A 26,863-nucleotide genomic window follows, 5' to 3' on the forward strand; every position below is an offset into this window, starting at 1 on the left:
GCCGCCACATCGCAGGTCAGGGGCTCGGAAGTGTGGCGGATAGCCGTCGTGTGGCGGATAGCCCCCCAGGTAAAAGCAACGGGGACCGGCCTGCGGCCGGGCGACTTCCGGGCGCCCCCGCCGGGTGGGAGCTCCCGGCCGGACGGCGACCGCTGGCCGACCAGGATCAACCACGGCTCTTCAGAGGGGGGCGGATCGCGGTGCACAAGGCCACCTCCCCCTCTGAAGAGCCGTGGTGAGCCCTACGGCAAGAGGAGCACGCGTGCGCCGTGGTGCTCCTCTTGCCGTAGGGCGGCGGCACCGCCTAGCGGCTCCTTCTTCGCGCTCTGAAAGAGCACAGACGCCCTCTCTTTGTCCTAAGTAGGAAAACCTGCGTCACCTGCGTCACTGCGTCACCACAAGGCTTGTGACCTGCTCAAACAGCGGTGACGCAGACGGCGGCCTCTGCGTCACCCGCGTCACCGATGACGGACGCCTGCGTCACCGGTGACGCACCGGTGAAGGTCTGCGTCACCAGGAACCCGCAGGTCAGAAGCGAGAATGACGCAGATGACGCAGGTGACGCAAAATTCCGCACCTCGGACAGGCGCAGGGCCCACCAGGGCCCCGTGGCGGACCCTGGGAGGGAGCGGCGGCGGGGTGGTAGCCGCTACCGCTCCCCCTTCCCGCTACCTCGATCATGCCCCTGACCTGCGCGGTAGCGGCAGTAGCGGAAGTAGCGGCCTTCCAAGGGGGGGGCAGCGTAGCCGCTACACGCGAGCCGTCCGCTACAGAAATCATGGCTCTGACCTGCGATGTAGCGGCGTAGCGGATGTAGCGGCCCCTGGAGAAGGGAGACGCCCCCACCTGAAACGCCGTGGTTGATCCTGGTCGGCCAGCGGTCGCCGTCCGGCCGGGAGCTCCCACCCGGCGGGGGCGCCCGGAAGTCGCCCGGCCGCAGGCCGGTCCTCATTGCCCCCTTTTTCGGTTCGCCTACAGCCACGGCGGGCCCCCTCTACCCCCCTTACCTTGCAGCTCAGAGGGCACTACCCACCCCTCTACCGGGGTAAAGGGCCCCCTCTACTTGGCGCCCGCCACCCTGGTCGCTCCGGTTCGGCCGCACAACACGGTAGATCGGAGCGGCAAGGGCGGGGCCCCCTCTACCTGGCGGTCACCTCTGGGGGTCGCCCTAGCGGTAAGCGGAACCTCTCGCAGCATCGCTCAGGGAGGCAGAGAGACCCCGTGGCATGGGCCCCCAGAGAGAGGTTTCCGAGGCTTGGCCTGCGCGCCTCCCTGTCTCCCCGATCGTTGATCTACGCAGGTCAGGTACAGGGAGGTACCCCAGGGAGGCGCTCAGGGAGAACTCCCCGCCTCCCTGCTCCCTCCCCGTGTGCCTCCCCCCGAAAACGGAAGCTTTCTGGTGCCTTCCTGAGGGCGTGGGGAACTCTCACGGAGGGCCGGTCGACGGGCGTCGACCGTGCGTTGACGGGCGTCGACGTGAGCCACCAGGGTCAGGGCCACTTGTCCCGGGTGTGACGGCCCGCTGTGAGGGCGCGTCACGCCCGCGTTCGCCTAGGGGTTCGGGTGTGACGCGGCCGTCACGTGTGACGGGCCCAACGGCATCACAGCGGCACGGCTGCCCACCACCGGCCCGGCGTGAGCGTGAGGCCCCGTCGACGAGTGCTGGGCAGAGTGTCAGGCCCGTCCGTACGGGGTGTCACGCGACTGGATGCCGGGGAGTTCGCGGCCCGCGAGACGGTGGCACTGGCCAGCGAGGCGCCGTGCGTCAGGTAGCCGTTCGAAGCACCGCAGTCACGACCTTGGGGGGGCGACCGAAGTGCGTCCACCCGAAGGGCGGTCCTTCTTCGCACTATCTGCGATACAGGCGGGCCCGATCGAGACCCGACGTCAAGGAAAGTGCTGGTCAGACGCCAATCACAAGCCTGATTGCGAACGTGCTCCGGAGCCGTGTGCGCAGGTTCGAATCCTGCCGGGGGCACCTCGCAGAAGGTGCCCGGGACCCCGTCTTCAGTGGAAACGCTGAGGGTGGGGTCTTCGCGTATGCGCAGGCGGCTGCCGTCCCGCCGGTGGGGGTTCGCTACTCTCGGGGCAACTTGGGGGTGGAGTTGCTTTCGACTGACCTGATGGACGCAGAGAAGAAGATAATCGATACCGAGAACGCGATGCGGCAGGCCGCGTTCTACAGGCTGGTGTCGCGTATTTGCTTGGTTGTTGTGCCGTTGGCGATTGTGGGCGGCACGGTGGCTGTGGCGGTTTTCGTTGATTATTCTTCCGGAACGTCGGGTCGTGGCGACGCGATAGGCATCGGCGTCCTGGCGCTGCTGTTCGCCTCGGGGATCTCGACAGGGTGGGCCAAGTGGGCCAGCCGAGAGTATGCGGCCGCCTCCGCGAAAATGCGCAAGCTGGAGATCGAGCGGCGTCAATTTCTCGGGTCGACGAGTGATCTGAACGGTGCCGGGGCCGGGTTGGCCGCCGAGTACCGTGAAGAGGTACCCGGCGTCAGGGACGACTATCGGCGGAGTGCCGAACACTATCGGCGCAGGCACAACAGGTTTCAGTTGACCGTCATCGTCGGGTCCATCATGACATCGGTGTGCACCACGGCGGCGGCGGAGCAAGGGGTGTGGAGTTGGCTCGCCGTGGCGTTGAGCGCGCTCGTGAGCATCTCGGCGGGAATCATCTCGTACTTCAAGTTCAGGGAACGGAGCCTCAGCCTTCAGCAGACCGCCGATGCCATTGATCTGGAGTATCAGGCGTACAAGCTCGGGATTCGGCGTTACAAAGGGCTCGATCCCGACGCGGCTTTCGCTGAATTCGCTGAAGAGATCGAGAGGGTTCGGGGGGAGCAGCGGAAGAAGGAGCTGCAGCTGGAGCAGCCGCCGGAGGTGGCGCAGGGGGCGAGAACCCATGCCGCGGCCTCGGCCCCCTCGGCGCCGTGACGTGCCGGCGCGGGGCGTGTGCGCGTCAGCGGCCCGTGGTGCCGTCGATCCGTTCGCGGAGGATGTCCGCGTGGCCCGCGTGGCGGGCCGTTTCCTCGATCATGTGGGCCAGGGTCCAGCGCATGGACGGCGCCGGGGTCCGGCGCGGGGCCCGCGGGGCAGGGCGGGTCAGGTCCGGGCACGCTCCGATCACGCGGTTGGCCTGCTCGATCGTCGCCCGGTAGTCGGCCAGCACGGTCTCGGCGGTGTCGTCCGCGGACGGTCGCATCGTCACGGCCCAGCCGGCGGGCTCCTCGCCCAGGAAGTAGAACCGCTCCACGCACGCCAGGTGCTTGATCAGCCCCAGGAGGCTGGTGCCCGAAGGCACTCCGGCCGTTCGGACCTGAGGCTCCGGCACTCCCGAGGCTTTGGCCGCGATCGAGTTCCGCAGTTGGTCGAGGATGGCCTGTAGGACGGCCCTCTCGGTTTCGGGTTCGGTTTCGGTATTGGTGCCGGGAGTGATTCCGGGGTTGGGTCCGGGGTTCTTCGCGGTGGGCGGTTTCGGCATGGAGTGCTCCTTCGCTGCCCGCTCGGCCGTCAGTTGGGTGCCGTCGTCCGCTGGACCAGCAGGACGTTGTCCACGACGGTCGCGGTCTCGCCCGCGGGGCCCGTCGCCTGGCGGCGGGGCATGTCGGCGCGCAGGACCGACCAGAGGGACGGGCCGAGATCCAGCTCGGCCGCGGTCTCGGCCGGGGTCGGGTAGTGGATGTCGGGGTCCTGGTTCCACGACCAGGGCGCTGTGGACCCGTGGTCGACGATCAGGAGCAGGCCGCCGGGGAGCAGGGCGTGTGCCGCGGCGCGCAGGACTTGGGTGCGAGCCATCGGGAACGGCGTGTGGAAGTACTGCGCGGAGACGAGGTCGTACCGGCCGTCCGGGAAGCTCTCGGACAAGTCGTGCCGCTCGGTGGTGACCCGATCGGCGACCCCGAGTTCATCGGCACGGGCCTGCACCTGCGTGACCGCGGTGCCCGAGATGTCGACGGCGGTGACGTTCCAACCCTGCTGGGCCAGCCAGATGGTGTCGCCGCCCGCACCGCAGCCCAGGTCAAGGGCGGTGCCGGGGCGCAGCACCGCGGCTGTCTCGGCTAGCAGCGGGTTGACGCGCGTGCCCCAGGCCCGGCGAGTGCTGTAGTGGCGCTCCCAGAAGCGGGTGGCGTCCTCGGGGGGACCGTGCCGGTCGTCCGAGGTGCCTGCCGCGGCGGAAGTGTCCCCATCGGCTGACGTGTCTGCGGTGCCCATGTGTGCCGTCCTTCATCGGAGATGTGCTGGTCCCGCCAGCATCCGCACCCCCCTTCCGACCTTGCAAGAAATCTTGCGGATCCGCATCATCGGTGGGCATGGACAACCGCGCAGAAGGCAAACCGGCGGAAGGCAAACCAGCAGTAGGCAACCCCGCCGAAGGCAACCCGGCGCAAGCCGACCCCGCACAGGACGTACTCACCGGCGTCGGCCCCCGCCTCCGCGCCCTGCGCCGCGCCCGCGGCGCCACCCTCGCGGCCCTGGCAGCCGAGACCGGCCTCACGGCCAGCACCCTCTCCCGCCTGGAGACCGGCAAGCTCCGCCCCACACTGGAGCAGCTCCTGCCCCTGGCCCGCGCGCACGGCGTACCGCTCGACGACCTGGTCGCGGCGCCGCCCACCGGCGACCCGCGCGTCCACCTGCGGCCCGTACGGCGGTCCGGCCTGGTCCTCGTACCGCTGACCAGGCGGGCCGGCGGCATCCAGGCGTACAAGGTGATCCACCCGCCCGCGGGCAGGGCGCCGACGACGAAGCTCCAGACCCACGAGGGGTACGAGTGGTTCTACGTCCTCGACGGGAACATCAGATTCGTGCTCGGCGAGCAGGAGTTCCGGCTCGGTGTCGGCGAGGCCGCGGAGTTCGACACCCGCATCCCGCACTGGATCGGCAGCGCCGACAACCGCTCCGCGGAACTGCTCGCCCTGTTCGGCCCGCAGGGGGAGCGCGCGCACCTGACACCGGGGAGCTAGCGGTACGCCATGGCCTAGCGATACCCCTGGAACAAGGCCTCCTCGGCACCGCCCAACGCCCCCACCCCCCGCAGATGCCGCAGCGCCGCCGCGAACGAATGACAGTCGAAGAGCGCCGAATGCTCCCCGCCCGCACCGGGCTTGGGTAGACCGAGGACCTGCCACAGGCGCCCCACGTTGACCGTCGCCGTGGCGGGGGCGACCGCGTTCAGCCACGGCCGCACGTTCACGAAGCCGACCTCCAGGAAGCCGCTCTTCACGGTCTCGCCGCGGGCCCGTGCCCAGCCCACGTTCTCGCCGAGGACCACCATGTCGTTGCCGTACGACAGCACGGACTGCCCCTCGCAGAAGGACAGGAACTCGCCGAGGGCCTCGGCCGGCGGCAGGCCGTCGCGGTCCACCGCCTCCTGGCCGATGCCGGTCAGTTCGGTGAAGTACGGCGAGAGACGCGGGTTCATCACCGGCCTGACCAGCGCCTCGTACTCCTCGACGACCGAGAGGTCGGAGCGCAGCCGCAACGCGCCGATCTGCACGATCTCGCGGAACTGGCCCGGCGCCGACCAGTCCTGCTCCAGGGCGTCCGGCCACGTCGTGAATTCGAGGTCGAAGACAACAAGCGTCGACAAAAGGATCACCTCTCCTTGCTCGACGAGTTCCTTCCCCCTCCGCGCCCGGCTCGTCACCCTTGGCGCCGCTTGGCGGATTCCCGAACGTCCGGGGTGCGCTGGAGCGCTCCGGCGTGTCCCGGAGTACGTGGCCTGCGCATACACCTCCCCGAAGTGCCGTCGCGTTCCGGCCGGGTGGCGCGTTGCGGCTCCCCCGCAAGTGGCAGAAGTAGGCAAAACCCGGACGCGATGGCGGCTCTCGACCTACTCTCGAGTTGTGCCAGGCGCGTCCGGCCGTGTGCTTGTTGTGGACGACAACAAGGTCATCCGGCAACTGATCAGGGTCAATCTCGAGCTGGAGGGCTTCGAGGTCGTGACCGCGGCCGATGGTGCCGAGTGTCTGGATGTCATCCATGAGGTGCGGCCCGACGTCGTGACGCTCGACGTGGTGATGCCGCGCCTCGACGGACTGCGCACGGCGGCGCGACTGCGGTCCGATCCGCGTACGAGGGACGTCCCGCTCGTCGTCGTCAGCGCCTGTACGCAGTACGAGGTGGAGGCGGGCAGCGAGGTGGGCGTGGACGCGTTCCTGGCGAAGCCGTTCGAGCCCGCGGAGCTCCTCGGGATCGTGCGCGACCTGGTCGACCGCGGCACCGACGACCCCCTCGACCGCAGCCCCGACCCCTCCACGGTCCCGGGCCACCCGTAGACCGTCGGGCCCCGGCCCCTGTCCGTCGGCCCCGCCCCTGTCCGTCGGCCCCCTGTCCGTCAGCCCCGGCAGCGCACCCGTCGAAGGTCCCGGCCCACCCCCTGGTCGGAAACCCCTGAGCAGCGCACCCGTCGAGGGCCCTGGCCCACCCCCAGGTCCGAAACCCCAGAGCAGCGCACCCCCGCCCTCCCATACCCTTGTCCCGTGACCCCCGAAGAGCTCTCCCGCACCGCACTGCGCGCCCTGCGCCGTGCGGTGGACGCCGGAGAGCTCACAGCCCGTGTCCCGGAGCGCGCCCACATCGAGCGCCCCCGCCCCGGCGGCACCGGCGACTACGCCACGAACCTCGCCCTCCGCATCGCCCGCGAGGCCGGCGCACCGCCCCTCGGCATCGCCGAGATCCTCTCGGCCCGCCTGGCCGCCGAGCCCGGCATCGCCCGCACCGACGTCACCGGACCCGGCTTCCTCAGCATCACCCTCGACGACGACGGCGGAGCAGGCCTCGTACGGCGCATCCGGGACGACGGCGAGCGCTACGGCCACGCCGCCGCGGACACCGGCGCCCTCGCCCAGCTGCACACCCCGTACGACCCGCGGGCCCTGGTCGTCGCCGACGCCACCCGCCGCCTGCTCCGCTTCCAGGGCGTCCGCGTCCGCGTCACCTGCGCCGCCGCCCCCGCCAAGGCCTGGCAGGACATCCTCGGCATCCGCGTGGACGGACACGGCGAGCCCCCGGCCCCCCTGACCACGCTGCGCCCCGTCCCGGCCCCCGGCTCTCCGGACCCCCTCGCCCTCGGCCGCGACGCCGCCCGCTGGGCCCTGCTGCACCCGGCGCCGCACGACCGCCCCCGCACCGGCGACGAACACCTCGCCCAGCGCGAGTCGAACCCCCTGTTCCGCGTCCGCTACGCCCACGCCCGCACCCGCGCCCTCACCCGCAACGCCGCCGACCTGGGCTTCACCGCGACCCCCGGCCCCCTGGGCCCGGACACCGCCGCCCACGCGGCCGCGGACGCTCCCGTGCACCCCCTCCTCTCCGCCCTGGGCGACCACCCCACCGTCCTGGCCACCGCCGCCCACCGGCACGCCCCGGACCGCCTGACCCGGCATCTCGTCCGGATCGCCGACGCGTTCCTCGCGCAGGCGCACACCGTGCTGCCGCTCGGCGACGAGAAACCCTCGGCCGCCCATCGCGCCCGGCTCGCGCTCGCCGAAGCCGCCGGGACGGTGCTCGCCGGCGGCCTGTCCCTGCTCGGCATCAGCGCGCCCGCACACTTGTGAGACGAGAAGAGTCAGAAGAGCCATGAGCCGTTCCGCCCACCCCGCAGGACCCCGCCACGGTGACGTCCTCCCCGAGGGCCACTACACCGCTCCGCCCACCGACCTCAACGCCCTCGACCCCAAGGTCTGGTCCCGGACCGTCACCCGGACACCCGACGGCAAGGTCACCGTCGGCGGTATGGAAGTCTCCCGGCTCGCCGAGGAGTTCGGCACGCCCGCCTACTTCCTCGACGAGGAGGACTTCCGGGCCCGCTGCCGGGCATGGCGCGACGCCTTCGGCGCCGACGCCGACGTCTTCTACGCGGGCAAGGCCTTCCTGTCCCGGGCCGTCGTGCGCTGGCTGCACGAGGAGGGCCTCAACCTCGACGTGTGCTCGGGCGGCGAGCTGACGACCGCCCTGGACGCGGGCATGCCCGCCGAGCGCATCGCCTTCCACGGCAACAACAAGACGCCGGAAGAGATCGAGCGCGCGGTGGCCGCGGGCGTCGGCCACATCGTGCTCGACTCCTTCCAGGAGATCGTGCGGGTCGCCCACATCGCCGACCGGCTCGGCACGCGGCAGCGCGTACAGATCCGGGTGACGGTAGGCGTCGAGGCGCACACCCACGAGTTCATCGCCACCGCGCACGAGGACCAGAAGTTCGGCATCGCGCTCGCCGGGGGAGAGGCCGCCGAAGCCGTGCGGCGGGCGCTGAAGCTCGACGGTCTCGAGCTCGTCGGCATCCACAGCCACATCGGATCGCAGATCTTCGACACGGCGGGCTTCGAGGTCGCCGCGCGCCGCGTGGTGTCCCTGCTCGCCGAGATCCGCGACGAGCACGGCGTCGAACTCCCCGAGATCGACCTCGGCGGCGGCCTCGGCATCGCGTACACCTCGGCCGACGACCCGCGGGAACCGCACGAGATCGCCGAGGCACTGAACGACATCGTCACGCGCGAGTGCGCTGCGGCCGGGCTCGCGGTGCCGCGCATCTCGGTCGAGCCGGGCCGCGCCATCGTCGGCCCGACGGCCTTCACACTGTACGAAGTGGGGACCATCAAGCCGCTCGAAGGACTGCGTACGTACGTCTCGGTGGACGGCGGCATGTCCGACAACATCCGTACGGCGCTCTACGACGCCGAGTACAGCGTCGCCCTGGTCTCGCGCTCCTCCGACGCCGAGCCGATGCTCGTCCGCGTGGTCGGCAAGCACTGCGAGAGCGGCGACATCGTCGTGCGCGACGCCTTCCTGCCCGCCGACCTCGCGCCGGGCGACCTGATCGCCGTACCCGCGACCGGCGCCTACTGCCGTTCGATGGCCAGCAACTACAACCACGCGCTCCGGCCCCCGGTCGTGGCGGTCAGGGAGGGCGCGGGCCGCGTCATCGTGCGGCGCGAGACGGAAGAGGATCTGCTGCGGCTCGACGTCGGGTGACTTCCGGCACATCCCGGCGCGCCCCGGCACAGCTGAATCGGTTCGTGGAACGAATGTCTCACGATCCGGACTATGGTCAGAAACACCGTTTGGGTGGGTGAGACTGGACCCACCGTACTTGGAGAAGGAAACGAGGTCGGATGATGCGTACGCGTCCGCTGAAGGTGGCGCTGCTGGGCTGTGGGGTTGTCGGCTCAGAGGTGGCGCGCATCATGACGACGCACTCCGAAGACCTCGCGGCCAGGATCGGCGCCCCGGTGGAGCTCGCCGGGGTCGCCGTCCGCCGCCCCTCCAAGGTGCGCGCGGGCATCGACCAGGCCCTGGTGACGACGGACGCGACCGCGCTGGTCAAACGCGGTGACATCGACGTGGTCGTCGAGGTCATCGGCGGCATCGAGCCCGCAAGGACCCTCATCACCACCGCGTTCGAGCACGGCGCCTCCGTGGTCTCCGCGAACAAGGCGCTCATCGCCCAGGACGGCGAGGCCCTGCACGCCGCGGCCGAGCAGCACGGCCGCGACCTCTACTACGAGGCCGCCGTCGCCGGCGCGATCCCGCTGATCAGGCCGCTGCGCGAGTCCCTCGCCGGCGACAAGGTGAACCGCGTCCTCGGCATCGTGAACGGGACGACGAACTTCATCCTGGACAAGATGGACTCCACCGGCGCGGGTTACCAGGAGGCCCTCGACGAGGCCACCGCCCTCGGCTACGCGGAGGCCGACCCGACGGCCGACGTGGAGGGCTTCGACGCGGCCGCGAAGGCCGCGATCCTCGCCGGTATCGCCTTCCACACCCGGGTGCGCCTCGACGACGTCTACCGCGAGGGCATGACCGAGGTCACCGCCGCCGACTTCGCGTCCGCGAAGCGCATGGGCTGCACGATCAAGCTGCTCGCCATCTGCGAGCGGGCCGCCGACGGCGAGTCCGTCACCGCGCGCGTGCACCCCGCGATGATCCCGCTCAGCCACCCGCTGGCGAGCGTCCGCGAGGCGTACAACGCCGTCTTCGTGGAGGCCGAGGCCGCGGGACAGCTGATGTTCTACGGGCCCGGCGCGGGCGGCGCGCCCACCGCGTCCGCCGTCCTCGGCGACCTCGTCGCGGTCTGTCGCAACAAGCTCGGCGAGGCCACCGGACCCGGCGACTCCGCGTACACGCGGCTGCCCGTGAGCTCCATGGGCGCGGTCGTCACGCGGTACCACATCAGCCTCGACGTGGCCGACAAGCCGGGCGTGCTCGCCCAGGTCGCGACGGTCTTCGCCGAGCACGGCGTATCGATCGATACGGTCCGTCAGACGGGCAAGGACGGCGAGGCCTCCCTCGTCGTCGTCACCCACCGTGCGCCCGACGCCGCCCTCACCGGCACCGTCGAGGCGTTGCGCCGACTCGACACCGTGCGCGGTGTCGCCAGCATCATGCGGGTTGAAGGGGAGTAAGCAGCAATGACCCACCAGTGGCGCGGAATCATCGAGGAGTACCGGGACCGCCTCCCGGTCTCCGGCACCACGCCGGTCGTCACGCTCCGCGAGGGCGGTACGCCGCTCGTGCCCGCGACGGTGCTCTCCGAGCGCACCGGGTGCGAGGTCCACCTCAAGGTCGAGGGCGCGAACCCGACGGGGTCCTTCAAGGACCGCGGCATGACCATGGCGATCACCAAGGCCAAGGAGGAGGGCGCGCAGGCCGTCATCTGCGCCTCCACCGGCAACACGTCGGCGTCCGCCGCGGCCTACGCCGTACGCGCCGGGATGGTCTGCGCCGTCCTGGTGCCGCAGGGCAAGATCGCCCTCGGCAAGATGGGCCAGGCGCTCGTCTACGGCTCGAAGATCCTCCAGGTGGACGGCAACTTCGACGACTGCCTGAACCTGGCCCGCGGCCTCTCCGAGAACTACCCGGTGGCGCTGGTCAACTCGGTCAACCCGTTCCGGATCGAGGGCCAGAAGACGGCGTCCTTCGAGATCGTGGACGCCCTCGGCGACGCGCCCGACATCCATGTCCTGCCGGTCGGCAACGCGGGCAACATCACGGCCTACTGGAAGGGCTACAAGGAGTACGCGGCCGACTCGGTGTCGACGCGCACGCCGCGGATGTGGGGCTTCCAGGCCTCCGGCTCCGCGCCCATCGTGCGCGGCGAGATCGTCAAGGACCCCTCGACGATCGCCACCGCGATTCGCATCGGCAACCCCGCGTCGTGGCAGCACGCGCTCGCCGCGCGGGACGAGTCGGACGGCTTCATCGACGAGGTGACGGACCGTGAGATCCTGCGCGCCTACAAGCTGTTGGCCGCGCAGGAGGGCGTCTTCGTCGAGCCCGCGTCCGCCGCGTCGGTGGCGGGCCTGCTGAAGGCCGCCGAGCAGGGCAAGGTCGACAGGGGCCAGCGCATCGTCTGCACGGTCACCGGCAACGGCCTGAAGGACCCGGACTGGGCCGTCGCGGGCGCCCCGCAGCCGGTCACGGTCCCGGTCGACGCGGCCGCCGCGGCGGAGCGCCTGGGCCTGGCGTAACACGCAAACCTCGCAACTCCGTACAGGGGTGGCACAGGGGGCTCGCGACACGCATCGTGCGCCTCCTGTGCGCCCTATGTCGCCACAGAACCTTCCTTCGATAGGCTGTGGTGAACCCACCCCGACGCATATGCCGCCGCATATGCCACGGTGCCGCCCGCAGAGGCGGCCCCGGGGTGCTGTCCCTCGCCGGACGAGCGTCGGCCGAGGCGGCAAGTCCTCCACACATCGCAGCTCAAGGAGAGTCATCGAGCGATGGCCGGTCCCGCGTTCCGCGCCGCCGCCGTCAGGGTGCGCACGCCCGCCACCAGCGCAAACCTGGGGCCGGGCTTCGACGCCCTCGGCTTGTCCCTCGGGCTCTACGACGATGTGGTGGTCCGCGTCTCCGACTCCGGGCTGCATGTCGACATCGCGGGTGAGGGCAGCGACTCCCTGCCCCGCGACGAGTCGCATCTGCTCGTGCGGTCCCTGCGCACCGCCTTCGACCTGCTCGGCGGTCAGCCGCGCGGCCTGGAGATCGTCTGCGCCAACCGCATCCCGCACGGCCGCGGCCTCGGCTCCTCGTCCGCCGCCATCTGCGCCGGCATCGTCGCCGCCCGCGCGGTCACCATAGGCGGCGACAGCAAGCTCGACGACACGGCGCTCCTGGAGCTCGCCACCGAGATCGAGGGCCACCCCGACAATGTCGCGGCCTGTCTGCTCGGCGGTTTCACGCTCTCCTGGATGGACGGCTCCGCTGCCCGCGCCATCAGGATGGATCCCGCTGATTCCATCGTTCCGGTGGTTTTCGTCCCCGGAAAGCCCGTGCTCACCGAAACCGCCCGCGGACTGCTGCCGCGCACCGTCCCGCACGTGGACGCGGCCGCCAACGCGGGCCGGGCGGCCCTGCTCGTCGAGGCCCTGACCAGGCGCCCCGAGCTGCTGCTGCCCGCCACCGAGGACCGCCTGCACCAGGAGTACCGCGCCCCCGCCATGCCGGAGAGCGCCGCCCTGGTGGAGCGCCTGCGCGCCGACGGCGTGCCCGCGGTGATCTCCGGCGCGGGGCCCACGGTCCTCGCGCTGGCCGAGGACAGTGCGGCCGACAAGGTCGCACGACTGGCGGGGGAGGGCTGGGCGGCCAATCGTCTGGCGCTCGACGCCACCGGCGCGAGCGTGCTGCCGCTGGCGCCCTGACGGGCGGCGGCACACGCGGTGTCCGGATTTGGAGAGGGGGAATGTTTGTTGGATCCGGTAGTGTTAACCTCAAGTCTGCACCCGACCCCACCATGGCGAGGTGCTTTGTGTCCCCGTCCGGGACATCCATCCTTCCGGGAGCCTCCCAAACTGCTCTGTGCATCGCACTGAGCGGTGCCGAGCACGCTCCGGAACCGGCGTGACCGAGCCGAGTGACCACCGCACCTCAGTGGCCCGGCATCGGGAAACGCCACATCTGTGAATTCTTCCGCCGCGTTGGCGGACCACCGCCCCGGCACGGTCCACACACCAAGGATCGCCGGACAGCACAACCGGTCGCCGAGCCAGACAGGCCGACGTCCGCTCCAGGGAAGGACCCTTCGTGAGCGACACCACCGATCTGATGGGCGTGACTGCCGACACGCCCGCCACGGACGCCTCTGCGGCGCCTGCCACCGGTGCTTCGGCCGGGTCCCGGCGGCGCCGCGGCACCGGCCTCGAGGGCATGGTGCTGGCCGAACTGCAGCAGGTCGCATCGGGCCTCGGAATCAAGGGCACCGCGCGGATGCGCAAGAGCCAGCTGATCGAGGTCATCAAGGAGGCGCAGGCCGCGGGCGGCGCCCCGGCCAAGAGCGCCCCGGCCGCCGCGGACGCCGAGGCCAAGCCGAAGCGCCGCGCCACCTCGCGGGCGCGCACCGGCGACAGTGCCGACAAGGCCGCCGCGACCAAGCCCGCCAAGGCCGAGGAGGCCCCGGCCGAGCAGCCCAAGGCCGCCCAGCAGCAGATCGACATCCCCGGCCAGCCGGCCCCCAAGCTCTCCGCTCCGCTCGAACAGGGAAGTGCCCCCCTCGACGACAAGTCCGGCAGCCGCGGCCGGCGCCGCGTCACCGCCGAGGCCGGCAGCCCCGAGACCGTGACCGCCGAGGCCAAGGCCCAGGGCGACACCAAGGTGGCCGACACCCGGACGGAGCAGGCCGACAAGGCCGAGAAGAACGACCGCGGCGACCGCGGCGACAAGGGCGACTCGGACGGCGGCGAGGGCCGCCAGGGCCGCCGTGACCGGCAGGGCCGCGGCCGTGACCGCGAGCGCGACCGTGACCGCCGCGGCAACAAGGGCGACGACCAGCAGGGCGGCGGCAACCGCAAGGAGCAGGGCGGCCGCCAGGACCGGCAGCAGCGCGACAACGGCCCGCAGGACGACTTCGACGACGACGGCAGTGGCCGCCGCGGCCGTCGGGGCCGGTACCGCGACCGCCGCGGACGCCGCGGCCGCGACGACTTCGCGGGCGAGCCGCAGGTGTCCGAGGACGACGTCCTGATCCCGGTCGCGGGCATCCTGGACATCCTCGACAACTACGCGTTCATCCGTACGTCGGGCTACCTCCCCGGCCCGAACGACGTCTACGTCTCGCTGGCCCAGGTCCGCAAGAACGGCCTGCGCAAGGGCGACCACGTCACCGGCGCGGTGCGCCAGCCCAAGGACGGCGAGCGCCGCGAGAAGTTCAACGCGCTCGTCCGCCTGGACTCGCAGAACGGCATGGCGCCCGAATCCGGGCGCGGGCGGCCGGAGTTCAACAAGCTGACGCCCCTCTACCCGCAGGACAGGCTCCGTCTGGAGACCGACCCGGGCGTGCTCACCACCCGCATCATCGACCTCGTCGCGCCGATCGGTAAGGGCCAGCGCGGTCTGATCGTGGCCCCGCCGAAGACCGGCAAGACCATGATCATGCAGGCGATCGCCAACGCGATCACGCACAACAACCCCGAGTGCCACCTGATGGTCGTCCTGGTCGACGAGCGTCCGGAAGAGGTCACCGACATGCAGCGGTCGGTGAAGGGCGAGGTCATCTCCTCGACCTTCGACCGTCCCGCCGAGGACCACACCACGGTCGCCGAGCTCGCCATCGAGCGCGCCAAGCGCCTGGTGGAGCTGGGTCACGACGTGGTCGTCCTGCTCGACTCCATCACCCGTCTGGGCCGCGCCTACAACCTGGCGGCGCCGGCGTCCGGGCGCATCCTCTCCGGTGGTGTCGACTCGACCGCGCTGTACCCGCCCAAGCGCTTCTTCGGCGCCGCGCGCAACATCGAGGACGGCGGCTCGCTGACCATCCTCGCGACGGCGCTCGTGGACACCGGCTCGCGCATGGACGAGGTCATCTTCGAGGAGTTCAAGGGCACCGGCAACGCCGAGCTCAAGCTCGACCGGAAGCTCGCCGACAAGCGCATCTTCCCGGCGGTGGACGTCGACGCGTCCGGCACCCGCAAGGAAGAGATCCTGCTCGGCAGCGACGAGCTGGCCATCACCTGGAAGCTGCGCCGTGTGCTGCACGCGCTCGACCAGCAGCAGGCCATCGAGCTCCTGCTCGACAAGATGAAGCAGACGAAGTCGAACGCCGAGTTCCTGCTCCAGATCCAGAAGACCACGCCGACGCCGGGCAACGGCAACGACTGATCTGGCGCCTGCGCCTCGTGCAGGTGAGCGGAAGGGGCCGGTCCCGTCTGACGACGGGACCGGCCCCTTCCGTTTGTAGAGACCTTGCCCACACAGAGAAGACTCGCCCGCCGTCACTGGCGGTAGCGCTGCGCTGTATGAAAGTGCAGGTGGGGGGCCAAAAGTACTAGACGGCCCGCACAGAGCGTAGTGGTCGGTACCCGGGGCGCACACAGAGTGCTATGCAACCCTTCTTTCGGATTTCACGTCTGACAAGTGACGGAAAGCCACGCCTGACCCTGAAAGCAGGGGGTACCCGACCGACCAGGACTGAGGAGCGCATGACTGACGAGAGCAGGGCCGCCGACGCGCCGAGGCGCGGCAGGCGCGGCCGTCGTCGCAAGCCGCGCAGCAAGCGCAAGAAGGCGCTCGTCATCACGGCCTGGACCGCCGCGGGTGTGGCCGTCCTCGGGGGGACCGGCCTCGGCTACGTCTATTTCAAGCTCAACGGCAACATCAAGGGCGTGGACATCAACGCCGCCCTCGGCACGGACCGCCCGGCGAACGTCGACAACGGCTCCCAGGACATCCTCGTCCTCGGCTCCGACTCGCGTTCCGGCAAGAACTCCAAGTACGGCAAGGACGAGGGCGCCGCCCGCTCGGACACGGCGATGATCGTGCACGTGTACAAGGGCCACAAGAAGGCCAGCGTGGTCTCCATACCCCGCGACACCCTCATCACCCGGCCCGAGTGCCCCGCCAAGGACGGCGGCACCGACCGGGGCGGGCAGCGACAGATGTTCAACACGGCGTACGAGGTGGGCGGCCCGGCCTGTGCCGTCAAGACCGTCGAGAAGATGTCCGGCATCCGCATGGACCACTATGTGGAAGTCGACTTCACGGGCTTCAAGAAGCTCATCGACACCCTCGGCGGTGTGGAGATCACCTCCAAGAAGGCCATCCACGACAAGGACAGCCACCTCGACCTGGAGGCCGGCACCCACCAGCTCTCCGGTGAGCAGGCCCTCGGTCTCGTCCGCACCCGGCACGGCGTCGGGGACGGCAGCGACCTCGGCCGCATCCAGCTCCAGCAGGCCTTCATCAAGGCCCTCATGAACCAGGTCAAGGACGTCGACCTGTTCGGCAACCCGAAGAAGCTGTACGACCTCGCCGACTCCGCGACCAGTGCCATCACCACCGACTCCGAACTGGACTCGGTCAAGGACCTGTACGGCTTCGCGGGCGGCCTCAAGGGCATCGGCTCCGGCGACATGAAGATGGTCACGCTGCCCATCCAGTACGACCCTGCCGACCCCAACCGCGTACTGCCCCTGGAGGAGGCCGACCAGCAGGTCTGGGACGCTCTCCGCGAGGACCGGCCGATCCCGAAGTCCGCCACCGAGAAGTCGGCCGGCGACAAGGGCAACGCGGGCGAGGTCGTCACCAGCGACTGACTCCCGCACCGGCGGCTCACCGCCGCACCGGCGCCGGACCCCGCTCCGGCGCGCCGGAGCCCCGCCGGGCAGGGCCGGGAATACTTCCGGCCCGACCCCGGTTTGGGCAGATGCGACCAGTCCTGGCAGACTGGTACGTCGGCCCCGGTTCACGCATCCGCATCCCGCGCCTGCGACCCGGTGCCCTCCCGAAACTAGGAGACACCTTGAAGCGCGACATCCACCCCGAGTACGTCGAGACGCAGGTCAGCTGCACCTGTGGCGCGTCGTTCACCACCCGCAGCACGATCTCCGGCGGCAGCATCCGCGCCGAGGTCTGCTCCGAGTGCCACCCGTTCTACACGGGCAAGCAGAAGATCCTCGACACCGGTGGCCGTGTGGCCCGCTTCGAGGCCCGCTTCGGCAAGGCTGCCGGCTCCGCCAAGAAGTAGCGAGCCATCCGCGCCGGTCTCCGGCCGCCCCGCACCGGGCGGCCGGGACCGGCGTTTGCCGTCCCGCAGCCCCTTCACGAAGACACACAGGAGCAGGAGCCCCCGATGTTCGAGGCGGTCGAGGAACTGGTCGGCGAGCACGCCGACCTGGAGAAGAAGCTCGCCGACCCTTCGGTCCACGCCGATCAGGCCAACGCGCGCAAGCTCAACAAGCGCTATGCCGAGCTGACGCCGATCGTCTCGACATACCGCACCTACAAGCGCCTCGGCGACGACATCGAGACGGCGCGTGAGTTCGCCGCGGACGATCCGGACTTCGCCGCCGAGGTCAAGGAGCTCGACAAGCAGCGCGACGAGGTCACCGAGAAGCTGCGCCTGCTGCTCGTCCCGCGCGACCCGAGCGACGACAAGGACGTCATCCTGGAGGTCAAGGCAGGTGCGGGCGGCGACGAGTCCGCGCTGTTCGCCGGCGACCTGCTGCGCATGTATCTGCGCTACGCCGAGCGCGTCGGCTGGAAGACCGAGATCATCGACGCCACCGAGTCCGAGCTGGGCGGCTACAAGGACGTCCAGGTCGCCGTGAAGACCAAGGGCGGCCAGGGCGCCACCGAGCCCGGCCAGGGCGTCTGGGCGCGCCTGAAGTACGAGGGCGGCGTGCACCGCGTGCAGCGGGTTCCGGCCACCGAGTCCCAGGGCCGCATCCACACCTCCGCGGCCGGTGTCCTGGTGACGCCGGAGGCCGAGGAGATCGACGTCGAGATCAACCCGAACGACCTGCGGATCGACGTCTACCGCTCCTCGGGGCCCGGCGGGCAGTCCGTCAACACCACGGACTCCGCCGTCCGCATCACCCACGTCCCCACCGGCGTAGTCGCCTCCTGCCAGAACGAGAAGAGCCAGCTCCAGAACAAGGAGCAGGCGATGCGTATCCTGCGCTCCAGGCTGCTCGCCGCGGCGCAGGAGGAGGCGGAGAAGGAGGCGGCGGACGCCCGGCGCAGCCAGGTCCGCACCGTCGACCGCTCCGAGAAGATCCGGACGTACAACTTCCCGGAGAACCGCATCTCCGACCACCGTGTCGGCTTCAAGGCGTACAACTTGGACCAGGTGCTCGACGGCGAACTCGACGCGGTCATCCAGGCCTGCGTCGACGCGGACTCCGCCGCGAAGCTCGCCGCCGCCTGACGCCCCGCACAAGACCCGTACGACGCCCCGGAGGACAGCGTGAACCTGCTGCTCGCGGAAGTGGCCCAGGCCACCCAGCGGCTGGCCGACGCCGGCGTGCCCTCGCCGCGCAACGACGCGGAGGAACTCGCCGCCTTCGTGCACGGCGTGAAGCGGGGCGAGCTGCACTCCGTCAAGGACGCCGACTTCGACGCCCGCTACTGGGAGACGATCGCGCGCCGCGAGGCGCGCGAGCCGCTCCAGCACATCACCGGGCGTGCCTTCTTCCGCTATCTGGAGCTCCAGGTCGGCCCCGGTGTCTTCGTGCCGCGCCCGGAGACCGAGTCGGTCGTCGGCTGGGCCATAGACGCGGTCCGCGCGATGGACGTCGTCGAGCCGCTGATCGTCGACCTGTGCACCGGTTCGGGCGCCATCGCGCTCGCCATGGCGCAGGAGGTGCCGCGCTCGCGCGTGCACGCCGTGGAGCTGTCCGCGGACGCCCTGAAGTGGACGCGGAAGAACGTCGAGGGGTCCCGGGTCGAGCTGCGCCAGGGCGACGCGCGCGACGCGTTCCCCGAACTCGACGGCCAGGTCGACCTCGTCATCTCCAACCCCCCGTACATCCCTTTGACGGAATGGGAGTACGTTGCGCCGGAGGCCCGCGACTACGATCCCGAACTCGCCCTGTTCTCCGGCGAGGACGGCCTCGACCTGATCCGCTCCATCGAGCGCACCGCGCACCGGCTGCTCCGGCCGGGCGGGGTCGTGGTGGTGGAGCACGCGGACACCCAGGGCGGCCTGGTGCCGTGGATCTTCACCGAGGAGCGGGGCTGGGCGGATGCGGCCGACCACCCCGACCTGAACAACCGGCCGCGGTTCGCGACCGCCCGCAAGGCGCTGCCGTGACGACCATGGCGACGAAGACGACGATGTACGTGATGTACGCCGACGAGACGTACGTGTACGAGGAGGCCCGCTAGATGGCACGGCGATACGACACCAACGACGCGACCGACCGTACGACCGGTCTGCGCGAGGCCGCGTCCGCCGTCCGCCGTGGCGAACTGGTCGTGCTGCCCACCGACACCGTGTACGGGATCGGCGCCGACGCGTTCAGCGCCGAGGCGGTCGCCGACCTGCTCGACGCCAAGGGCCGCGGCCGGTCCATGCCGACGCCCGTCCTCATCGGCTCCCCGAACACGCTGCACGGCCTCGTCACGGACTTCTCCGAGTCCGCCTGGGAGCTCGTGGACGCCTTCTGGCCCGGGGCCCTCACGCTGGTCGCCCGGCAGCAGCCCTCGCTCCAGTGGGACCTCGGTGACACCCGGGGCACGGTCGCCATCCGGATGCCGCTGCACCCGGTCGCCATCGAGCTCCTCACCGAGTTCGGGCCGATGGCCGTGTCCTCCGCCAACCTCACCGGGCACCCGGCGCCGGAGGACTGCGACGCGGCCCAGGAGATGCTCGGCGACTCCGTCTCCGTGTACCTGGACGGCGGCCCCACGCCCGGCATCGTGCCCTCCTCGATCGTGGACGTGACCGGCAAGGTCCCCGTCCTGCTCCGGGCGGGCGCGCTCGACGCCGACGAGCTCCGCAAGGTGGTACCCGACCTCGAGGTGGCCAATTGAGGGCCCCTGAGACGGGGCGTGGCATAGCGGGCCGTACCGAGCCCTCTGTGGTCTTCGGTGCCCCGGGAAGCGCCGGTACACCCGGCGGCTTCCGCATCCTCCACGTCAGCACCGGCAACGTCTGCCGCTCGCCCATCACCGAGCGGCTGACCAGACATGCCCTCGCCGACCGCCTCGGCGACCCCCTCACGGGCGGTCTGATCGTGGAGAGCGCGGGCACCTGGGGGCACGAGGGCGCCCCGATGGAGACCAACGCCGAGACCGTCCTCGCCGACTTCGGCGCGGACGCCTCCGGCTTCACCGGCCGTGAGCTCCTCGACGACCACGTCATCCGGGCCGACCTCGTCCTGACCGCGACGCGGGACCACCGCGCGCAGGTCATCTCCATGGGGCACTCGGCCGGCCTGCGCACCTTCACCCTGAAGGAGTTCACACGCCTCGTCCGGGCGATAGATCCGGCCACACTGCCCGACCCCGACGGGACCGACGGCGTCGTCGAGCGGGCCCGCGCCCTGGTGCGGGCCGCCGCCGCGCTGCGCGGGTGGCTGCTCGCCCCCAGCGCGGAGGCCGACGAGGTGTACGACCCCTACGGGGCGCCGCTGCCCTTCTTCCGCTCCGTCGGCGGCGAGATCCAGCAGGCCCTCGAGCCGGTGGTGACGGCGCTGACGGGGGTGCCGGCGGCGCGGGCGTAGTTCTTCGTGGGGGCGCCCCAGTTCGCCGGTGCGGCAGAGTTCTGGCGCGCGCCGAAGTTTCAGCCCGTCCGGCGTTTGAGGACGAGGCGCGGAGCGCCGATACGGGGGTCCAGGGGCGGAGCCCCGGCACCGCCCACCGGGCGGCAAGCCGACCCCCGGCCTACATTGGGAGGATGACGACGGCCGAGGCTGGACGCGCCGCCGACCCGGCGGCGTACACCGCGTTGCGCCGCCAGGACCCGGAACTGGCGGAAGTGCTCCTCGGCGAGCTCGACCGCCAGTCGAGCACCCTGCAGCTGATCGCGGCCGAGAACTACACCTCCAGGGCCGTCCTGACGGCCCTGGGCTCCCCGCTGGCGAACAAGTACGCCGAGGGCTACCCGGGAGCCCGCCACCACGGCGGCTGCGAGCTGGTGGACGTCGCGGAGCGCATCGCCACGGACCGCGCCAAGGCCCTCTTCGGCGCCGACCACGCGAACGTCCAGTCCCACTCGGGCTCCTCCGCCGTCCTGGCGGCCTACGCGGCCCTGCTGCGCCCGGGGGACACGGTCCTGGCGATGGGGCTCCCGTACGGCGGACACCTCACGCACGGCTCCCCGGCGAACTTCTCCGGGCGCTGGTTCGACTTCGTCGGGTACGGCCTCGACCCGGAGACCGGCCTGATCGACTACGAGCAGGTGCGGGCCCTGGCCCGCGCCCACCGCCCGAAGGCGGTCGTGTGCGGCTCCATCGCCTATCCGCGGCACATCGACTACGCGGCGTTCCGGGCCGCGGCGGACGAGGCGGGCGCCTATCTGATCGCGGACGCCGCCCACCCCATGGGCCTGGTCGCGGGCGGCGCGGCCCCCAGCCCGGTGCCGTACGCGGACGTCGTGTGCGCCACCACCCACAAGGTCCTGCGCGGCCCCCGCGGCGGCATGATCCTGTGCCGCGGCGAGCTGGCGGAGCGGGTGGACCGGGCGGTCTTCCCGTTCACGCAGGGCGGCGCCCAGATGCACACGATCGCCGCCAAGGCGGTGGCGTTCGGCGAGGCGGCGACACCGGCGTTCACCGCGTACGCGCATCAAGTCGTTGCGAACGCAAGGGTGTTGGCACAGGCGCTCGCCGCCGAGGGCTTCGCCCCGAGCACCGGCGGCACGGACACCCATCTGATCCTCGCCGACCCCGCCCCGCACGGCGTACCGGCCGCCGTCGCCCGGGGCCGCCTGGCCGCGGCGGGCCTGGTCCTCGACACCTGCGCGCTGCCGGGCGGCGACGGCCGCGGACTCAGGTTCGGGACGGCGGCCGTCACCACACAGGGCATGCGGGAGGGTGAAATGGCGCGGATCGCGGCACTGTTCGCGGGGGCCGTCCGTGAGGAGGACGGAGTCAGGGACGCGGTGCGGGAACTGGCGGGCCGGTTTCCGCCGTATCCAACGGTGGGGACACCGGGCGCGGCGGCGTCGTAGCGCACCTGTGCAACGATCGTCGCTACCCAGACGTCCCCAAGCTTATGCACGCGAAGCTAGGGTGTGGTGCTGAGATGGCCAGCGATACCTGTGGGGAAGCCCGTGCGTGAATATCTGCTGACGCTCTGCATCACGGCCGCGGTGACCTACCTGCTGACCGGCCCGGTGCGGAAGTTCGCGATCGTGGCCGGTGCCATGCCGGAGATCCGCGCTCGCGACGTGCACCGGGAACCGACACCCCGGCTCGGCGGAATCGCGATGTTCTTCGGTCTGTGCGCGGGGCTCCTGGTCGCCGACCACCTGCCGAACCTCAACGAGGTGTTCACGAAGTCGAACGAGCCGCGCGCGCTGCTCTCCGGCGCCGCGCTGATCTGGCTCATCGGGGTCCTGGACGACAAGTTCGAGATCGACGCACTGATCAAGCTCGGCGGCCAGATGATCGCCGCGGGCGTGATGGTCATGCAGGGCCTGACGATCCTGTGGCTGCCCATCCCGGGCGCGGGGACGGTGTCCCTGACCCAGTGGCAGGGCACGCTGCTCACCGTCGCCCTGGTGGTCATCACGATCAACGCGGTCAACTTCGTCGACGGCCTCGACGGCCTCGCGGCGGGCATGGTGTGCATCGCCGCGGCGGCGTTCTTCATGTACGCGTACCGCATCTGGTACGGGTACGGGATCGAGGCAGCCGCCCCCGCCACCCTCTTCGCCGCCATCCTGATGGGCATGTGCCTGGGCTTCCTGCCGCACAACATGCATCCGGCCAGGATCTTCATGGGCGACTCGGGCTCGATGCTCATCGGCCTGGTGCTGGCCGCGGGAGCCATCTCCATCACCGGGCAGGTCGACCCGGACGCGATGAAGCTGAACCTCGGCGGCACCCGCGACGCGACGCACGCGATGCTCCCCGTCTTCATCCCGCTGCTGATGCCGCTGACGATCATCGCGATCCCGTTCGCCGACCTGGTCCTCGCCATCGTGCGCCGCACCTGGAAGGGCCAGTCGCCGTTCGCCGCCGACCGCGGCCATCTGCACCACCGCCTGCTCGAAGTCGGCCACTCGCACAGCCGGGCCGTGCTGATCATGTACTTCTGGTCGGCCCTGATCGCCTTCGGCACCGTCGCCTACTCGGTGCACTCCACGAACATGTGGATCCTGCTCCTGATCGTCGCCCTGAGCGCCGTCGGCCTGGTCCTGCTCCTGCTCCCGCGCTTCACCCCCCGCACGCCCGGCTGGGCGGAGGGGTTCGTGCCACCGCGCTACCGGCGCCGGCGGGCGGCTCTCGCGGCGGAGGCGGCGTACGCGGCGGAAGCGGCCGCTCAGCCGGAAACGGAATCCCGCCGCCCCGTGGGAGCGGGCGTCAACGGAGCGACCGCGGTCGGCACCCGCCCGAGCTCCCTGGACCGGAGCAAGGCCGAATCCTCGCGTTGACGCGATGCCGAAAACGCTCCAATACCAGACAAGTCGCCTGCCTTCTTGCACAGACGCGCGGGTTCACCCTCATGTGTGACGGCAAGCACACCTGCCAGGTAAAGGACTCATCAAATAGTTTGTGATACCGTTCACGAGACCCGGGGACAGAGCCGAAGGACCGTAGTGCGACGGTTCTCTTGGCCCGAGGACCCCACTCGGCCCGGGTCTACGCTCGTCCATGACGACACCCTGCCCCCGTCTGTAAGCGGAGTTGCCGCCATGCCGTCTCAAGACACCCGGAATCTCCTGCAGTGCGCCGTGCCCACGGCTGCCGTCGGCGCGATCATCGCCGTTGTCAGCGGCGTGGTCTCCGGCGGCAAGGGAGCGCTCGGCGCTGTCATCGGCACCGCGGTGGTCGTCGCCTTCATGGGGCTCGGTGTGTACGTCCTCCAGCGGACGGCAAAATCGCTTCCGCAGTTGTTCCAGGCCATGGGCATGATGCTCTACGTCGCCCAACTGCTGCTGCTTCTTCTCTTCATGGGTCTGTTCAAGGACACCACCCTGTTCAACCCGAAGGTTTTCGCGCTCGCGCTCGCTGTCTCGACTGTCGTGTGGATGGCGTCGCAGGCTCGTGCACACATGAAGGCCAAGATCTTCTACGTCGACCCGGAACCCGAACCTTCCTCCGCCCCCTCTTCCGCGAAGAGTGAGAAGGCGGAGAAGTCGGGGTCCTCGACGTGAGAGGTAGGGCCGGGATAAATGCACGTTCGAGATGCTGCTATCGTCCGGTTCCAACTGCGGCACTGCAGGCGCGGGCATCTGAGCTGACGCCTGCACCATCGCGAGGCTCGATGCCTGAACGCCGCTCACACTTCCGAAACACCAGTCCGGTGCCGATCCGCGGCCACGCGCCGCGCCGACTCGACAACGAGGTTGCCGTACCCATGCTTCACGCCGAAGGAGCCCGCGGTGAGTGCTGAACAAACTGAGCTCGCCTTCAACTGGAGCTGTCGGATCATGTCCGACAACGGCTGTGGCTTCCCGGCCCCGGGCCTGCACTCGTTCCTCTTCAAGCCGATGTTCGAAGTCGGCGGGTTCGAGTTCAACAAGGTGATGCTCCTCGCCCTGATCTCGACGGCGCTGGTGGTGACCTTCTTCTACGCCGCTTTCGGCCGGGCGAAGCTCGTCCCCGGCAAGCTGCAGCTGATCGGCGAGGCCGGCTACGACTTCGTACGCCGCGGGATCGTCTACGAGACCATGGGCAAGAAGGACGGCGAGAAGTACGTCCCCCTGATGGTCTCCCTGTTCTTCTTCATCTGGATCATGAACATCTGGTCGGTGATCCCGCTGGCCCAGTTCCCGGTGTCGTCGGTCATCGCCTACCCGTTCGTGCTCGCGGGCATCGTCTACTTCGTCTGGGTGCCCCTGACGTTCAAGCGCCACGGTTTCGTGGGCGGCTGGAAGAACATCACCGGCTACGACAACTCGCTCGGCCCGATCAAGTGGCTCGTCGCGTTCATCGAGTTCTTCTCGAACCTGCTGGTGCGTCCCTTCACGCACGCGGTCCGGCTCTTCGCCAACATGTTCGCCGGTCACCTGATGCTGGTGATGTTCACCGTCGCCTCCTGGTACCTGCTCAACAGCTGGCTGATCCCGGCCGCCGGTGTCTCCTTCGTGATGACCATCGCCATGATCGGCTTTGAACTCTTCGTGCAGGCAGTCCAGGCGTACGTCTTCGTGCTCCTCGCCTGCTCGTACATCCAGGGCGCTCTCGCCGAGCACCACTGAGAACCCCCGAACCCCCTAAGCGCCCGGTGGCCAACCCCCACCGGTCCATGAAAGAGAAGGAAGTAACGGCATGTCCGCGACTCTCGAGCTCGCCGCCCTCCAGGGTGACATCAAGGCCCTCGGCTCCATCGGCTACGGCCTCGCGGCCATCGGCCCCGGCATCGGTGTCGGCATCGTCTTCGGCAAGGGCACCGAGGCTCTCGCCCGTCAGCCCGAAGCTGCCGGTCTCATCCGTGCCAACCAGATCCTCGGTTTCGCCTTCTGTGAGGCGCTCGCCCTCATCGGCATCGTCATGCCGTTCGTCTACGGCTCCTGATCGCCGCAGACGAATAGTCCCGTTCGACGAAAGGCACTGATGTGATCGCCAACCTGGTTCAGCTGGCGGCCGAGCACGGGGAAGAGCAGAACCCGCTCATTCCCCCCGGCCCCGAGCTGCTTGTCGGCGCCATCGCCTTCGCCATCGTTTTCTTCTTCTTCTGGAAGAAGCTCCTCCCGAACATCAACAAGGTTCTGGAAGAGCGCCGGGAGGCGATCGAAGGCGGTATCGAGAAGGCCGAGGCCGCTCAGACCGAGGCCCAGAGCGTTCTTGAGCAGTACAAGGCTCAGCTCGCCGAGGCCCGCCACGAGGCCGCGCGGCTGCGCCAGGAGGCGCAGGAGCAGGGCGCTCAGCTCATCGCCGAGATGCGGGCCGAGGGCCAGCGTCAGCGCGAGGAGATCGTCGCCGCCGGCCACTCCCAGATCGAGGCCGACCGCAAGGCCGCCGCGCAGTCGCTGCGTCAGGACGTGGGCCAGCTGGCCACCGAACTGGCCGGCAAGCTGGTGGGTGAGTCCCTTGAGGAGCACGCCCGCCAGAGCCGCACGATCGACCGCTTCCTCGACGAGCTCGACGCGAAGGCAGAGGCGACTCGATGACCGCGCACGGAGCCAGCCGCGAGGCCCTTGCCGCCGCCCGTGAGCGTCTGGACGCGCTGACCGACAACACCTCGGTCGACGCGAGGCTGCTGGCCGACGAGCTGGCCGCGGTCACCGCGCTGCTGCACCGCGAGGTCTCGCTGCGACGGGTCCTGACCGACCCGGCGCAGGCCGGCGAGGCCAAGGCGGAGCTGGCCGGGCGGCTGCTCGGCGGCAAGGTCGGCGGCGAGACCGCGGACCTGGTGGCCGGCCTGGTGCGCTCCCGCTGGTCGCAGCCCCGCGACCTGGTGGACGCCCTGGAGGAGCTCGCCGACCTCGCCGACCTGACCGCCGCGCAGAAGTCGGGCGCGCTGGACACCGTCGAGGACGAGCTGTTCCGCTTCGGCCGGATCGTGGCCTCGAACACCGGTCTTCGCGCGGCGCTCACCGACCGTGCCGCGTCCGCCGCGGCCAAGAGCGAGCTGCTGCGCAGCCTGCTCGGCGGGCGTGCGGACGCCACCACGGAGCGCCTTGTCACGCGTCTTGTGACCGCGCCCCGTGGACGTAGCCTGGAAGGGGGACTCGAGTCCCTCTCCAAGCTGGCCGCGGACCGCCGGGAGCGCATGGTCGCCGTCGTCACCTCGGCTGTTCCGCTTGCGGACCAGCAGAAGGAGCGGCTCGGTGCGGCGCTTGCGAAGATCTACGGCCGCCGGATGCATCTGAACCTGGACGTGGACCCCGCGGTCCTCGGCGGGATCCGGGTGCAGGTGGGCGACGAGGTCATCAACGGCTCCATCGCGGACCGCATCGAGGACGCGCACCGCCGCATGGCGGGCTAACAACGCAATATGCAGGACAACGGCCCTGGTTGGGCCGTGCAGAG

General features: G+C 70.3%; 25 protein-coding genes. 22 read left to right on the forward strand and 3 right to left on the reverse strand.

Features of this window, described 5'->3' with window-relative positions; translation table 11 throughout:
• The first annotated feature begins 2,123 nt into the window (after window positions 1-2,123).
• Window positions 2,124-2,939 carry a DUF4231 domain-containing protein gene (locus GPA10_RS35915; RefSeq protein WP_198351801.1) on the forward strand — a complete coding sequence of 272 codons (816 nt, stop codon included), beginning with the start codon at window positions 2,124-2,126 and terminating at the stop codon, window positions 2,937-2,939.
• Between the two features lie 25 nt (window positions 2,940-2,964).
• On the opposite strand, the gene GPA10_RS35920 is transcribed toward GPA10_RS35915, so the two are convergent.
• Window positions 2,965-3,486, reverse strand: a complete 522-nt coding sequence (locus GPA10_RS35920; protein ID WP_157169099.1) for a DinB family protein — start codon at window positions 3,484-3,486, stop codon at window positions 2,965-2,967.
• A gap of 29 nt (window positions 3,487-3,515) precedes the next feature.
• Window positions 3,516-4,217: a class I SAM-dependent methyltransferase gene (locus tag GPA10_RS35925; protein WP_157169100.1), complete on the reverse strand. Its 702-nt coding sequence runs from the start codon at window positions 4,215-4,217 to the stop codon at window positions 3,516-3,518.
• A gap of 98 nt (window positions 4,218-4,315) precedes the next feature.
• On the opposite strand from GPA10_RS35925, the gene GPA10_RS35930 reads away from it, so the two are divergent.
• Window positions 4,316-4,966 (forward strand): XRE family transcriptional regulator, encoded by a 651-nt coding sequence (locus GPA10_RS35930; protein ID WP_157169101.1) that lies wholly within the window; start codon window positions 4,316-4,318, stop codon window positions 4,964-4,966.
• Between the two features lie 14 nt (window positions 4,967-4,980).
• On the opposite strand, the gene GPA10_RS35935 is transcribed toward GPA10_RS35930, so the two are convergent.
• A complete protein-coding gene (locus GPA10_RS35935) occupies window positions 4,981-5,592 on the reverse strand; it encodes a 3'-5' exonuclease (RefSeq protein ID WP_157169102.1) in 612 nt (203 codons plus the stop codon).
• Between the two features lie 199 nt (window positions 5,593-5,791).
• Here GPA10_RS35935 and GPA10_RS35940 point away from each other — a divergent pair, with 199 nt between their 5' ends.
• The 20 genes from GPA10_RS35940 (at window position 5,792) to GPA10_RS36035 (ending at window position 26,819) form a co-directional block, all read left to right on the forward strand.
• Window positions 5,792-6,280: a response regulator gene (locus GPA10_RS35940; protein ID WP_079086597.1), complete on the forward strand. Its 489-nt coding sequence runs from the start codon at window positions 5,792-5,794 to the stop codon at window positions 6,278-6,280.
• A 204-nt stretch (window positions 6,281-6,484) separates the two neighbouring features.
• Window positions 6,485-7,561 carry an ArgS-related anticodon-binding protein NrtL gene (gene nrtL / locus GPA10_RS35945; protein WP_343041702.1) on the forward strand — a complete coding sequence of 359 codons (1,077 nt, stop codon included), beginning with the start codon at window positions 6,485-6,487 and terminating at the stop codon, window positions 7,559-7,561.
• A gap of 22 nt (window positions 7,562-7,583) precedes the next feature.
• Complete coding sequence (gene lysA / locus GPA10_RS35950) at window positions 7,584-8,975, forward strand: diaminopimelate decarboxylase (RefSeq protein WP_058849585.1); 1,392 nt, start codon at window positions 7,584-7,586, stop codon at window positions 8,973-8,975.
• A 140-nt stretch (window positions 8,976-9,115) separates the two neighbouring features.
• Entirely contained in the window at window positions 9,116-10,408 is a 1,293-nt protein-coding gene (locus GPA10_RS35955) for a homoserine dehydrogenase (RefSeq protein WP_058849584.1), read from the forward strand.
• 6 nt (window positions 10,409-10,414) lie between these two features.
• A complete protein-coding gene (gene thrC, locus GPA10_RS35960) occupies window positions 10,415-11,473 on the forward strand; it encodes a threonine synthase (RefSeq protein WP_058849583.1) in 1,059 nt (352 codons plus the stop codon).
• A gap of 255 nt (window positions 11,474-11,728) precedes the next feature.
• The gene (gene thrB / locus GPA10_RS35965; protein WP_058849582.1) at window positions 11,729-12,646 is read left to right on the forward strand and encodes a homoserine kinase; all 918 of its coding nucleotides are present in this window, start codon (window positions 11,729-11,731) and stop codon (window positions 12,644-12,646) included.
• Between the two features lie 382 nt (window positions 12,647-13,028).
• Window positions 13,029-15,098, forward strand: a complete 2,070-nt coding sequence (gene rho, locus GPA10_RS35970) for a transcription termination factor Rho (protein ID WP_343041703.1) — start codon at window positions 13,029-13,031, stop codon at window positions 15,096-15,098.
• 320 nt (window positions 15,099-15,418) lie between these two features.
• On the forward strand, window positions 15,419-16,531 hold the full coding sequence (locus GPA10_RS35975) for an LCP family protein (RefSeq protein ID WP_157169103.1): 1,113 nt from the start codon (window positions 15,419-15,421) through the stop codon (window positions 16,529-16,531).
• Window positions 16,532-16,737: 206 nt separating this feature from the next.
• Entirely contained in the window at window positions 16,738-16,962 is a 225-nt protein-coding gene (rpmE, locus tag GPA10_RS35980) for a 50S ribosomal protein L31 (RefSeq protein WP_058849579.1), read from the forward strand.
• 105 nt (window positions 16,963-17,067) lie between these two features.
• Complete coding sequence (gene prfA / locus GPA10_RS35985; RefSeq protein ID WP_058849578.1) at window positions 17,068-18,144, forward strand: peptide chain release factor 1; 1,077 nt, start codon at window positions 17,068-17,070, stop codon at window positions 18,142-18,144.
• Window positions 18,145-18,183: 39 nt separating this feature from the next.
• Entirely contained in the window at window positions 18,184-19,029 is an 846-nt protein-coding gene (gene prmC / locus GPA10_RS35990; protein ID WP_058849577.1) for a peptide chain release factor N(5)-glutamine methyltransferase, read from the forward strand.
• Window positions 19,030-19,103: 74 nt separating this feature from the next.
• Entirely contained in the window at window positions 19,104-19,751 is a 648-nt protein-coding gene (locus GPA10_RS35995) for an L-threonylcarbamoyladenylate synthase (RefSeq protein ID WP_058849576.1), read from the forward strand.
• The gene (locus GPA10_RS36000; RefSeq protein WP_079086596.1) at window positions 19,748-20,443 is read left to right on the forward strand and encodes an arsenate reductase/protein-tyrosine-phosphatase family protein; all 696 of its coding nucleotides are present in this window, start codon (window positions 19,748-19,750) and stop codon (window positions 20,441-20,443) included. The genes GPA10_RS35995 and GPA10_RS36000 overlap by 4 nt, the downstream gene beginning before the upstream one ends.
• Window positions 20,444-20,616: 173 nt before the next feature.
• A complete protein-coding gene (locus GPA10_RS36005; protein WP_058849574.1) occupies window positions 20,617-21,891 on the forward strand; it encodes a serine hydroxymethyltransferase in 1,275 nt (424 codons plus the stop codon).
• A gap of 102 nt (window positions 21,892-21,993) precedes the next feature.
• Window positions 21,994-23,319 carry an MraY family glycosyltransferase gene (locus GPA10_RS36010; RefSeq protein ID WP_343041704.1) on the forward strand — a complete coding sequence of 442 codons (1,326 nt, stop codon included), beginning with the start codon at window positions 21,994-21,996 and terminating at the stop codon, window positions 23,317-23,319.
• Window positions 23,320-23,580: 261 nt separating this feature from the next.
• Window positions 23,581-24,042: a Cg1360 family ATP-synthase-associated protein gene (locus tag GPA10_RS36015; RefSeq protein ID WP_058849572.1), complete on the forward strand. Its 462-nt coding sequence runs from the start codon at window positions 23,581-23,583 to the stop codon at window positions 24,040-24,042.
• Window positions 24,043-24,270: 228 nt separating this feature from the next.
• Complete coding sequence (gene atpB, locus GPA10_RS36020; RefSeq protein WP_484600352.1) at window positions 24,271-25,089, forward strand: F0F1 ATP synthase subunit A; 819 nt, start codon at window positions 24,271-24,273, stop codon at window positions 25,087-25,089.
• A 70-nt stretch (window positions 25,090-25,159) separates the two neighbouring features.
• Window positions 25,160-25,405 carry an ATP synthase F0 subunit C gene (atpE, locus tag GPA10_RS36025; RefSeq protein ID WP_016643250.1) on the forward strand — a complete coding sequence of 82 codons (246 nt, stop codon included), beginning with the start codon at window positions 25,160-25,162 and terminating at the stop codon, window positions 25,403-25,405.
• 41 nt (window positions 25,406-25,446) lie between these two features.
• Window positions 25,447-26,001 carry a F0F1 ATP synthase subunit B gene (locus tag GPA10_RS36030; protein WP_058849570.1) on the forward strand — a complete coding sequence of 185 codons (555 nt, stop codon included), beginning with the start codon at window positions 25,447-25,449 and terminating at the stop codon, window positions 25,999-26,001.
• Window positions 25,998-26,819, forward strand: a complete 822-nt coding sequence (locus GPA10_RS36035; RefSeq protein ID WP_157169104.1) for a F0F1 ATP synthase subunit delta — start codon at window positions 25,998-26,000, stop codon at window positions 26,817-26,819. Before GPA10_RS36030 ends, GPA10_RS36035 begins: the two co-directional genes overlap by 4 nt.
• The last annotated feature ends 44 nt before the right edge of the window (window positions 26,820-26,863 follow it).

Source organism: Streptomyces typhae (assembly GCF_009755605.1).
GTDB classification, from domain to species: domain Bacteria; phylum Actinomycetota; class Actinomycetes; order Streptomycetales; family Streptomycetaceae; genus Streptomyces; species Streptomyces typhae.